Genomic DNA, 12,151 nt, shown 5'->3' on the forward strand with positions numbered 1-12,151 from the left:
CTGGTGACAGGCCCTCACCCGGACAAGGCCTTGAGGGCCCGTCCGACCTCTCCCGTGCTGCGCTCGGGAGAGGTGGCAGGATGGAGAATACGTGACTTGTAACTCTGTTCCCTCGGTTTGCTCCTGTTCAAATTGTCCGAGCGACCAGTTCTCTTATTTGGCGATCGAGAATTGGTTGCTCGGACGAGATTAGGATTAAGAGTATGATTGAGATTAAGAATTTTGTGGGGGCGGGATCTTTAGCAAGATCCACTACGAGAGGTTGGGGCTAGACAGAGCAGACGCGGAATTGATTCGCGGTACGAGTGAGCTGGTGACAGGCCCTCACCCGGACGAGGCCTTGAGGGCCCGTCCGACCTCTCCCGTGCTGCGCTCGGGAGAGGTGGCAGGATGGAGAATGCGTGACTTGTAACTCGGTCGCCTCGGCCTGTTCTTGTTCAAATTGTCCGAGCGACCAGTTCTCTTATTTGGCGATCGAGAATTGATTGCTCGGACGAGATTAAGAAATCACAGTGTGGTGTTGAGGAGTGAATGAAAAGACGCCGTGGGGCGGGTTATTTAGCAAGATTCACCACGGGAGTTGTGAGGAAATTCTTGGCGAGCTCTGCTGCGGAGCGGGGTTAGCGGGGGAGTTTGCGGGATCCTAGCCGCTCGCCTTGCGGGGGACGGACGGGGACGTTTAATCCTCCCATCGCTGACAATTCGTCGAACATTTGACGACTCATTCGCTCGATCTGCTCGCGATAGCTAGGCACGTCGATCAGGTTGTGACGCTCATGAGGATCGGTTTGCAAATCATAAAACCCGTTTTGATCCCAGACACCGTGGTAGTAAACGTACTTGAACCGTTCATCCCGAATAGCAAACAGCGTGGGGGTCGCTGGGAAATTCCATTCCCAGTGGTACTCGTACAAAATGTGGTCTCGCCAAGTGACGCTATCGCCTCGCAACAACGGCAAAAATGACTTGCCGTCCACCTTGGCGTCCTCTGGAACCGCTACCTTCATCGCATCCAACACCGTCGACGCCACGTCGATGTTTTGAATCATTGGATCGATTGTTTTCCCAGCGGGCAGATTGGTGGGAGCATACGCAAGCATCGGAACGCGAATCGACTCTTCAAACGCATCACGTTTGTCGTAAAATCCGTGTTCGCCCAACGCGAATCCATTGTCGCCCATGTACAACACGAGCGTCGAATCGAGTTGTCCCGCGGCTTTCAGTTGATCGAGCACTCGGCCAATGTTCTCATCCACACTATGCACCGTCTCGCAATAGTCGCGATACAGTGCGTCAAACGAGGGAACCGGATCGTTATCAAACGCCCCCGTTTCCATATGGTCGATTCCGTGAATGCTGTAGCGACGATCGCGAATCCAGCGAGACTGTGTTTGATAATTCTCTTCGCTGTTCGCCATCGTTTCGGGATATTTGATTTTGCTTTCCGCGTATCGGCCCCGATGCCGCGGAGCCGGCTTGAACGGATAATGCACCGCCTTGTAGGACAAATACAAAAAGAATGGTTTTGATTGCTCGTCGCTTGCTTGAGCATCGATCCACTCGATCGCTTGATCGGTCAAGATGTCGGCGTTGTAACCTTTGAACTGACGCCGGTCGCCATTGATGTTTAATTCGGGATCAAAGTATTCACCCTGGCCTTTGAAACTAACCCAGTGGTCGAAGCCAGGTCGACGCTCGTCGCTGTCGTGTCCCATATGCCACTTGCCCACAAACGCAGTTTTCACTCCCGCGTCTTGTAAGTACGCGGGAAAGAACCGTGTTCCCGGTGGCACCGGACGCTGGTTGTCAACGACGCGGTGTGCGTGCATGTAACGGCCGGTCAAAATCGACGCACGACTGGGCGAGCAAAGTGACGTGGTGACGAAAGCGTTGCGAACGTGGACGCCTCCGGCTGCCATCCGGTCCAGATTCGGAGTCTCCAAAAAATCGGGAGCCTCGTCCATGAATCCCATAAAATCGTAACGGTGGTCATCACTGAGGATGAACACCACGTTGCGAATTTCGGCGAGGCAAATGGTCGTGTGGACCACGAAACAGCAAACAACGAGAGCGCGTAGATTCATATTTCTGCAACGGTTCGAGTTTGGGTGTGGACACATCCACGCCATCGGACATCTATGTTAGCGGTCTTCCGCCGAGGATCTTCACCGCGAGTTGCGGTTTATAATACTCGCTGTGCGCGGCAATGCGAACGTTCGTCCCCTATTGCATTGAAGCTACTATAACGAAGCAAACGGCGTCACAGCAGCGTTTGAAACTTGATCTGGACGCAGTCCCCCCTTAAGTTCAATCCCTTCGAATTTCGCTCCGAACTTGAAACCATGGAAAAACCCTTGAACCGACACGTGACCTTGTGGTTCACATTCGTACTGATTGCGTTGACGTCTCCGCTACAGTCCGCCGAACGCCCCAACATTTTGCTGATTGTTTCGGATGACCAAGGTTACAACGACCTGGGGATACTCGGAAACGGCATCTTGACCCCGGCGCTGGATCGATTGGCAAGCGAAGGCACGCGGTTGACCCATTTTTATGTGGCGTGGCCCGCTTGCACGCCGTCACGCGCAAGTCTATTGACCGGTCGCTATCCGCAGCGAAACGGTGTCTATGACATGATTCGCAACGAGGCTCCCGACTACGGTCTCCGTTACTCAGCCGAACAGTACGCAGTGACCTTCGAGCGGGTCGGCGGGATGGATGAGCATGAGGTGATGATTCCGTCGGTGTTGAAATCGGCGGGCTACAAAAGCGGCATTTTCGGGAAATGGGATCTCGGAACGCTGAAGCGATATCTGCCCACCTCGCGTGGCTTCGACGATTTTTATGGGTTCACCAATACCGGGATCGACTACTACACGCACGAGCGATACGGGGTTCCGAGTATGGTCCGCAATCTGTCGCCCACGACGGCGGACAAGGGGACCTACTGTACCTATTTATTCCAACGTGAGGCGTTGCGGTTTATTGACGAGCATGCGACGACCGATCCGTTCTTTCTGTACGTCCCGTTCAACGCGCCGCACAATTCTTCAGCCTTGGAGCCCGAGATTCGTTCGTCAGTCCAGGCGCCGCAGAAGTACAAGAAGATGTACCCGCCGGTCGATCCCGAAACAAGAATCTCGCCAAAATATCGCTACGGAGCCCCGGCGGCCGTGACAACGCCCGAAGCGCGACGTCGCGACTACCGCGCCGCAGTGACTTGCATGGACGATGCCATCGGAAAGATGCTCGATGCCTTGGAACAGAAACAGATTCTCGATAACACCATCGTCATCTTCTTTTCCGATAACGGCGGCAGTGGCGGAGCCGACAACGCTCCCCTGCGAGGCCACAAAGCACAAACGTGGGAAGGAGGCATTCGCGTTCCCTGTATCGTGCGTTGGCCCGCCGGAGGCGTGAAGGCCGGAGAAGTTAACGATGCCTTTTTGTCCAGCTTGGAATTGCTGCCGAGTCTCGCGGCGGCTACAGGTGCTGAGCTACCGGACGATGTTGTCGTGGATGGCTTTGATTGGTGGCCCACCCTCCGCGGCGAAGTCGCGTCACCACGCGAGGAGATGTTTTGGAAACGACGAGATCTCGTCGGAGCTCGCGTGGGTAAATGGAAGTGGGTGAAAATGGGAAAGAGCGGAGGCTTGTTCGATTTGGACAACGATATCGGTGAAAAAAACGACCTGTCGCAGTCTCATCCCCAGATTCTGGCGATGCTGAAGCAACGTTATGCAAACTGGGTGAGCGAGATGGAATCCGCCGCCCCGCGGGGGCCGTTCCGTGACTATTGAAGCAACCAACGACGCTCTGGCGAGCGTGGCCAAATTGCGTATGTGCGGAAATGGAATGGTCGTAAATGCTTCATGCCGCTGCCCGATAAAGCTTGATCGAAAGATTGGATGACTTCCGTTAATGGAAACAGCGTTGCTAGGCAAGATTCGGCGTGGGTTGCTTCTTTTCGTCCGACAGATCCTTCGAGAATCCTTCACGCAATGAGACCGGCTCAACCGTGTGCAGTTGATCCTGATCATCATGACGATGTTGGGCGGCAAGCAGCATGTATAGTGCCGGAACGACAAACAGCGTAAAGATGGTACCGATCGCCATTCCTGCGACCAACACGATACCGATGCTGTTACGTGCCTGTGCCCCTGCGCCGGTGACAAACACCAAGGGCAAATGACCAAGCATCGTTGCCGCCGATGTCATCAACACCGGTCGTAATCGTGTTTGCGCCGCCTCGAGGATTGCGGACCGCTTTGCCACCCCCGTTTCCTGAAGCGAATTTGCGAACTCGACGATCAAGATTCCGTTCTTGGCCACCAATCCCACCAACGTGATCAGCCCCACCTGCGAATAGATATTGATCGTGGTCAAATCCAAACAGGTCAGCGTTAACACGCCGGTCATCGCCAACGGCACCGATCCGAATAGCACAATTAATGGGTCGCGAAACGATTTAAATTGGGCGGCCAGCACCAAATAAATCAGCACCAGTGCAAAGCCCAAGGTGACGGCCAACGACGCGCCTTCGCGGCGGATTTGCCGTGATTCGCCTGAGTAATCCAGCGTCGCCGAGGAACCGACAACATCACTGGCAATCGCCTCCAACGTCGAAAGCCCCTGTTCTTTGGTGACCCCAGGGAACACGGCGGCAAAGATTTTTACCGCACTTTGCTGCTGAAATCGATTCAACGTTCGCGGTGCCGTTTCCGGCTGGACGGATGCAAACGTCGACACCGGAATCAATTGCCCCGAAGGGCTTCGGATCTTCAAGTCCATGAGCGAACCGGTCGATTGTCGATCCGCGGCTTCGAGCTGCGGGATGACGCGATACGATCGATTGAAATAATTGAATCGATTGACGTAACCGCCCCCCAACAGCACTCCGAGCTCGCGTCCGACCGCAGCTTGGTCGAGCCCTAGATCGGCCAAACGTTCGCGGTCAACGACCACTCGTGCCTGAGGCAAATCGACTTTCAAATCGGTATCCACGAACATAAACAGATTCGCCTCGCGTCCGCGACGCACGATCTCTTCGGCCAATTCACGCTGACGCTCGACCGGCAGATCGCTCTTGAGCACCAACTCGACGTCATAGTTACCCGCTCCGGGAAGGGGTGGCACGAGCACCGGGAACGCTTCTAAACCCGGGTTTTGCGACGCGATGCCGAACACTTGCGGCAGGATCTCTTGCGTGCTGCGGGTGCGTTCGTCCCAATCCTTGGTGATCACGCCACCAAAACCGCCGCCGGCGGTCACAACGGCCCACATGTATTCCGATTCTTCGATTGCCTGAAAGCCGGTCGCTAATTGGCCCGCCCATCGCGTCGTAGAGCGTAGTGTCGAATCGGGAGCGGCGGCCAACATCACCGCGATCGCCCCTTCGTCTTCGACCGGCGCCAATTCTTTGGCCGAAAATAGGTACAGCGGAAACGCGGCCGCGGCGGCAAGCAACGTGGCCAACGCAATGGACCAGCGCAGCTCAAGCACCATCGACAAGACGCTCGCATAGCGGCGACGCACCGCAGCAAAAATGCGATTGACCAGCCGAGTCATAGCGCCTTCGCGGCCATCGGCCGGTAACAAATACGCGCTCATGATCGGTGACAACGTGACCGCGACGACGCCCGAAACCACCACGGCCGCCGCCAACGTGAAGGCGAATTCACGGAACAGCATCCCCGTCAATCCTCCCTGGAAACCAATCGGTGCATAGACCGTCGCAAGCGTGATGGTCATCGCCAAAATGGGACCGACCAATTCACGCGCTCCGACGAGCGCCGCCTGAATTTTGCCGTGGCCGTCTTGCAGATGCCGCTGCACATTTTCGACAACCACAATCGCATCATCCACGACCAAACCAACCGCTAACACGATCGCAAGCAGCGTCAGTAGGTTGAGCGAAAAACCGAGCAGGTACATCACGATCGCGGCGCCGACCAACGACACCGGCATCGCCACCAACGGCACCAACGCCGAGCGGACCGACCCCATAAACAGGAATACAACAAAACCAACAATCACGATCGTTTCGGTCAGCGTTTTGGAAATTTCCGACAGCGATCGCCGCATGAACTTGGTGCCGTCATAGGCGAGTTGCATATCGACGTGGGCCGGAAGTTCCGGTTCCAATTCCGCCATCGCCTCGTGCAATCGCGTGGCCACTTCGATCTCGTTGCTGCCGGGCAACGGCCACACGCTGACGTAGATCGCTTCACGACCGCGGTACATTGCGGTCGCGGTAGGCTCTTCGCTGCCGAGTTCCACACGAGCGATGTCCGATAACCGGATGATCGTGCCCGGTCCGTTGGCCGAGGCAGGGGACTGCCAAACGATCAAATCTCCAAATTCTTCGACGCTCCGCAAATCGGTGTTCGTCAGCAGGTCGATCTGGACGGTGTCGCTTTTGACTTGCCCGATCGCCGCCAGAAAGTTGTTACGCTGCAGCGCCGAATAAACATCGCCGGGCGTCAAGTTCAATTCGCTCAAACGCTCGGGTGAGATCCAAATTCGCATCGCGGGCGTCTGCCCCGCTTCGATCCCTACCTTCTGTACCCCAGGCACAATCGACAACCGCGGCTGGACATTGCGAGTCAGATAATCAGTCAGTGCAGGTAAATTGAATCGATCCGACGTGAAGCTCAAGTAAAACGATGCATACGGACGGTCGGCGCGAACCAATTCGATCGTCGGCGGTTCCGCTTCGGCAGGCAGCTCGCTTCGCACTTGCTGCAATCGTGCATTGACCTCGGCCAACGCTTTGGTCGAATCGTGATTCAAGTTCAACCGCACCGTGACAGTACTGATCCCCGCGATACTGCTGGACTCGACATAGTCGATGCCCGCTACGGATGAAACCGCACGCTCGATCGGCGTTGTCAAAAATCCGCGAACCGTTTCAGCACTGGCGCCAAAATAAACGGTCGTGACTGTGATCGAGGTACTTTCCAGTTTAGGAAATTGCTGGATCGGCAACGACGTTGCGCATCGCACGCCGACCAGCACCAAGATCAAGTTAACGACAATCGCAAGCACTGGATGCCGAATGAATAGGTCGGTGATCGCTTTCACTTTGTTGTCCCCGCGTCGCCTAGTGCATCCGCAGCTCGGACCAAGGCGGTTTTCGTAACCGCTGTCACATCGGCCAACAAGGCACCGTCGTAAACTTTGAACGATCCATCGGCGACCACCCTTTCCCCATCTTCAACACCCGAGATGATGCGAACGTTGGGATCTTCGCTGCCCGCGACGACCACGTCACGCGACTCAGCTCGCAGCTGGCCGTCTTGTTCGAATACCACATACACCAACGTCCCGCTGGGGCCGCGACGGACCGCCGTTGCAGGGATCAATCTCGCCGTGATCGCAGGACCGTAGGGAACCGTCACTTGCACTGAATCGTTGGGTTGCAAAATCGCAGGCGGATTTTCCAATCGAGCCCGCGCGGTCACCGAACGCGAGATCGCGTTCGCCGACGCGTCCAACGCGACAATCGTTGCCGTCAACGGCAATCCCATCGTTCCGACCCTCAGTTGAACTTGATCGCCAATCGTCACTGCGTCCGCCACGTGCGATGGCATCGCGAAGTCGACTTTCAAATAGTCCGCGATCCCTTCGAGAGTGGTGATCTCGGTACCTGCGACCAAGTATTCGCCAAGATGCAGATCAAACAACCCGACACGCGCCTTGAAGGGCGCACGAAGCGTTTTCTTGTCGATACGAACCCGCAATTCGTCAATCATCGCTTCGGCTCGTGTCAACTCCGCTTCCGCGACATCCAGTTCCGATTCGCTGTTGGCGTTGGCGCGATTCAAGCGGCGAGATCGCTGTAACGCGGAATCAGCCAACTTGCGTGACGCTTCCGCACTTTTCAATTGAGCCTGTTCGCTGCGGTCATCCAATTGAATCAGCACCGCGTCCTTTTCGACTTCACCGCCCGGTTCCATCAGAACGTTCGTGACCGCTCCCGCCAATTCATTTCGCAACGTAATCGACTCGGGCGCCAACAGGTTGCCGATAACCACCGACGTCTGGCGAAACGTGCTCGATTTGGCAGCCACGACGGTTACCGCGACCGGCATTTCCGGCGGCGGCGGTGCCGACATCGACGCTTTGATTTGGCGGTCTTTGGCATAGGCGATGCCCGCCAGCAGCCCGAGGACACCGGCGACGACGACAACCGATCCGATCGCCGTTCGCAGCCAACGGCTACGAGAACGTTTTGATGGCACTTGATTCATGTTTGTCCGTTTCGACTCGGATTGGGCTTACTTAGTTTGCGTTTCGCCTTCATGGCAACTTCGCTCGAAATTAACTGATTTAACTTTTTGCGGATTCGTTTCGTTCGTGGAACGATGGTTTCGTTCGCCGCGATCATCGATTGTAACCAGACGCCATCAAGTGCAACGACAATCAAATCCGCGAGCTCGCGAGACAACCCGTCGTTGCGTATTAAATGGAATAGGGTTTGATAAACCTCATCGACCAGCGATTTGCTACCGTCTCCCTGGATCAATGCCACCATTACCGCAGCACAATCGTTGTTCGCGTCGGGTTCGGAATCGCTAGGTTCCCCCAAGAACAGATCCAAAATCGCTTTAGCCCGCTTTCCAGCGCCAGCTGGATGCTGGCCCGCGGCCTGTTGGACTAAGTCCAAGTAATCACGAACGGATTGTTGCAGGAACGCGTCGACCAACGCTTCTTTGCTGGGAAAGTGATGCATCAACCCTCCTTTGCTGAGTCCCGCTTTGCGACAAACCGCCGAGAGAGTCACCGCAGGCAATCCACCGTGCAGGATTAGTTGCATCACCGAATCGAGAATTCGGTCAGTCGTTTCAGGAGCTTTCGTCGTCGCCATTCGCCAATCGTACCGACCGGTCGGTCGGTACACAAGCGGGTTTTGCGGGGGGACAAGGCACCAGCGATAAGAAGCCAACTGAACAGCTTCCAAGTGCAAGTTGCCCAGAGGACAGGGGAAGTGCCGATCAGGTTCACCGGAATATCCCCCATGTCGCTCCGCCGTCTACGGCCCCAGCAATTAAATTTTGCTGCTGAATGGAGGCCGACCGCTGCATCGATCCCGTCCGACAAGCAGGGCAGACGATGCGTTCGCGTGGTGGTTATTTGCAGAGTGCAAGACGAAGGATTTTTGTCAGCGGACGGGTGAGTGCAAACGGACCGCAGTCCCGAGCACGCGACTCGATCGCGTGCTCGGAAAAATCGGACTTTACCGCAGGGAGTCGGACTTGGCGTCGGCATCCATTTGCTTTGCATAAGCTTCCTGCTCTGCTTGCAACTGCTCTGCCGTCTTGTGGGGCTGTGCAACGACACCGCTGCCCTCTCTCGACCCGCATCCGGGGAACGCGACAAAGCCAACCGACAAAAGGACGATGGCTAGGACGGTTTTTCTCATTTGGATAATGCTCCCAACAATTCGACGAGCATTAAACCCGAGCGAGACAAGGGCTTCTTCATTGAGTCATCTTCCAAAGTTAAGAGTGTTTACGCAAATGCTCGATAGAGCCGACCCCATTGATCAATGAAGTTGATGAAATTTCTGGAAAGGTGTATTGGGCAAAGGAGCGTTAGGCAAGGGGCATGCGCAAACAACGCGAGTTAAGCGACCTCTTCACTGTGTTTCGTGGCAAGACAACTCTCACCTCGCCCTTGTAAAGTTAATTTCTCATCCGCATGCCGAACTTCACGAAAAAAGGTGCGGGCACCCTTTTGGCAATCCAGGCAGAATAGCGAGACTGGGTCGCCGCCAAGATACGCGGAAACCCGCAATTTCGAACGATTTGCCAGTATTCCACGTGTAAACCCTTTACAACACCATCTAGGGGCCCCTAGAGTTACTAGAAGGGCCATTAACGCCCGTCAAAGCGACTTTCGGTGCCATTGCGCCGATTACATCCTTTGCACCTCATCTATTTTTCTACTCATCTACTTATCTACAGGGCATGTTATGTATTGGAAAAGAAGCAAACAGGGTTTCACCTTGGTGGAGCTATTGGTGGTGATCGCAATCATCGGCGTTCTCGTTGGACTCCTCCTTCCGGCCGTCCAAGCAGCGCGGGAAGCCGCCCGACGAATGAGTTGCAGCAACAATTTCAAACAACTTGGTCTGGCCATTCACAATTACCATTCCGCGTACAAACAAATCCCAACGCAAGGCACCGGAACCCAGCCTGACCCCCCGAGTGGCTGGTTCCGCACCAGCACGCAGGGAAACCGCATACGGTTAAGCATGTTGGTGCCGGCATTGCCGTTCATCGAGCAGCAGGCATTGTGGGAGCAAATTTCGAATCCGAATGCGTCCCGAACCGATGGCAACACCTCGGCTGCGGTGGGAACTCCGACAGCGCCTTGGCCGGCGATGGGGCCGACGCCCGACCAGATCCAGTACATCCCCTGGGCAACGGAGGTGAAAGCGTTTCGCTGCCCTAGCGACCCGGGCTTCGGGCTTCCCGCGTTAGGACGCACCAACTATACCGCCTGTGTCGGTGATTCGTCGTGGCAGGTCTACTACGGCCCCTACAACAACAACCGCAGTAAGATCACCGCGGCGCGGAGCAGGATGGCCAGGGCTTCCCACCGAGGTTTCTTTAAACCGCTGCAGCCCACTTCGTTCCGAGACTGCTTGGACGGCTTGTCCAACACGATCGCGATGGGCGAAATCATGACCGACCTGGGTGACAATAGCAATCGCACCCAAGTGACCGAAAATGGTGCCAACACGAGTGCTCCTGGCATTTCGCTGGGTAACATCCGCAACAATCCGTCGCGATGTCTACCACTGATTGACCCCGAGCGTCCCCGTTTTTGGAATCCCACCTACAAAATGGTTTCGCGTGCCGCCTTTGGTCGCGGCTACCGCTGGGCAGACCAAGGGCCGTTGTTCAGTGGCTGTATGACGATCCTTCCTCCGAATCGTGAGATCTGTGGGCCTTTCAACACCTTGGGCACGACACTCATCGCTACCATGTCGAGCCATCATCAAGGGGGATGTCATGTTTTGATGGGGGACGGGGCCGTCAAATTTGTCACCGATTCAATCGAAGCCGGCGATTCCACTGCACGTTCAATCAACCAGGCCTACAACCCTGGCGCCAAGAGTCCCTACGGGCTGTGGGGGGCGTTGGGCACACGTGCTAGCCGAGAAACGATTGATAGTGAGTTCTAGTCGACCGGCTCCCCGTTTTTTCGCCTTTGGGTAAGACCATGAAACTCTCCCAAAGGCGATGCGGCAGTGCTTATCACCCGTTTTTGCGCCCTCATCCCTGCGAGACCCATCCAATGAAAATTCTCTCTGTTGCCGTGTTGCTCTTCTTCGGCTCGATTCTCTGTGGATGCGACGACGCGTCCAATCAAACCGTCACCGATGGTGCCGATGCGCAAGCAATCGCCGACTATGAAGCGGCGCTTGCGGCGGCCACCACGGAGGTATCAGACGAAGAAATGACGGAAGAAGAAGATTGACAACAAATGCGCGGCGGCGAGTCCTCAGGATTCGCCTGGGGTTACCAAAGCAGCGACGTCTTATGATGGGTCGTCACGTTCGGTAGGCAGTTGGGTTAGATCTAACGTGGCTTCGACGGCAGCGGAAGCGTTTGTGGAGACGTCGCTGCGACTGCTGACGCCGGAGCCTCGTTCGTGGCGTCCCCACCAGCGATCGCCATCTTCGATTGTCCAGCGTTTTGCCTCGTTACACCGCAGCAGCAATTGAGCGAGATCGCGTGCGGTCTGAGGCCGCTTGGCTCGCGATTTTTCGAGACAACTTAAAATCGCATCTTCCAGATCGCTAGACACCTTCGTGTTGCCGCGTTTTGATGGAGCCACGGGAGCTTCGTCAATGTGCTTTTGGCACAGTTCGGTCAAGCCGTCCGCAGCAAACACCGGTTCTCCGGTCAACAAAAAGTAGGCCACGGCGCCGACGGCGTAGATATCGGTGCGAGCATCGACCGACATCGGGGCCTGGATCGCTTCGGGCGACATGTAAAGCGGCGTTCCGGTAAGCGTACCGCCGCCGAGCATCGCACCCGGCGTTTGCGGTTCCATCGCTTTGACCAGACCAAAATCGAGCACTTTGACCACATCGGGCTCGCAACCGCGTCGGTTCAGCATCACGTTGGCGGGTTTA

At 55.9% G+C, this 12,151-nt stretch carries 9 protein-coding genes; 3 read left to right on the plus strand and 6 right to left on the minus strand.

Annotated features, from left to right (window positions below; all coding sequences use genetic code 11):
- Positions 1 to 620: 620 nt before the first annotated feature.
- Entirely contained in the window at positions 621 to 2,084 is a 1,464-nt protein-coding gene (locus ABX962_RS17690; protein WP_372721365.1) for a sulfatase, read from the minus strand.
- A 270-nt stretch (positions 2,085 to 2,354) separates the two neighbouring features.
- Here ABX962_RS17690 and ABX962_RS17695 point away from each other — a divergent pair, with 270 nt between their 5' ends.
- Positions 2,355 to 3,800 (plus strand): sulfatase-like hydrolase/transferase, encoded by a 1,446-nt coding sequence (locus tag ABX962_RS17695; protein WP_372721366.1) that lies wholly within the window; start codon positions 2,355 to 2,357, stop codon positions 3,798 to 3,800.
- Positions 3,801 to 3,936: 136 nt separating this feature from the next.
- Here the strand turns inward: ABX962_RS17695 and ABX962_RS17700 are convergent, their stop codons facing one another.
- The 4 genes from ABX962_RS17700 to ABX962_RS17715 all read right to left on the minus strand — a co-directional run bounded on the left by ABX962_RS17700 (position 3,937) and on the right by ABX962_RS17715 (position 9,424).
- Positions 3,937 to 7,083 carry an efflux RND transporter permease subunit gene (locus ABX962_RS17700; RefSeq protein WP_372721367.1) on the minus strand — a complete coding sequence of 1,049 codons (3,147 nt, stop codon included), beginning with the start codon at positions 7,081 to 7,083 and terminating at the stop codon, positions 3,937 to 3,939.
- Positions 7,080 to 8,252 (minus strand): efflux RND transporter periplasmic adaptor subunit, encoded by a 1,173-nt coding sequence (locus ABX962_RS17705; protein ID WP_372721368.1) that lies wholly within the window; start codon positions 8,250 to 8,252, stop codon positions 7,080 to 7,082. The genes ABX962_RS17700 and ABX962_RS17705 overlap by 4 nt, the downstream gene beginning before the upstream one ends.
- Positions 8,249 to 8,869 (minus strand): TetR/AcrR family transcriptional regulator, encoded by a 621-nt coding sequence (locus ABX962_RS17710; RefSeq protein WP_372721369.1) that lies wholly within the window; start codon positions 8,867 to 8,869, stop codon positions 8,249 to 8,251. Before ABX962_RS17710 ends, ABX962_RS17705 begins: the two co-directional genes overlap by 4 nt.
- Positions 8,870 to 9,238: 369 nt before the next feature.
- Positions 9,239 to 9,424, minus strand: coding sequence for a hypothetical protein (locus ABX962_RS17715; RefSeq protein ID WP_372721370.1), 186 nt, complete (start codon positions 9,422 to 9,424; stop codon positions 9,239 to 9,241).
- Between the two features lie 552 nt (positions 9,425 to 9,976).
- On the opposite strand from ABX962_RS17715, the gene ABX962_RS17720 reads away from it, so the two are divergent.
- Both ABX962_RS17720 and ABX962_RS17725 read left to right on the plus strand, forming a co-directional pair.
- Complete coding sequence (locus ABX962_RS17720) at positions 9,977 to 11,194, plus strand: DUF1559 domain-containing protein (RefSeq protein WP_372721371.1); 1,218 nt, start codon at positions 9,977 to 9,979, stop codon at positions 11,192 to 11,194.
- Positions 11,195 to 11,307: 113 nt separating this feature from the next.
- Positions 11,308 to 11,490, plus strand: a complete 183-nt coding sequence (locus tag ABX962_RS17725) for a hypothetical protein (RefSeq protein WP_372721372.1) — start codon at positions 11,308 to 11,310, stop codon at positions 11,488 to 11,490.
- 60 nt (positions 11,491 to 11,550) lie between these two features.
- Here the strand turns inward: ABX962_RS17725 and ABX962_RS17730 are convergent.
- A partial coding sequence (locus tag ABX962_RS17730; protein WP_372721373.1) for a protein kinase occupies positions 11,551 to 12,151 on the minus strand: 601 nt, incomplete at its 5' end.

It is taken from the genome of Novipirellula sp., assembly GCF_041583735.1.
In the GTDB taxonomy this organism is placed as follows: domain Bacteria; phylum Planctomycetota; class Planctomycetia; order Pirellulales; family Pirellulaceae; genus Novipirellula.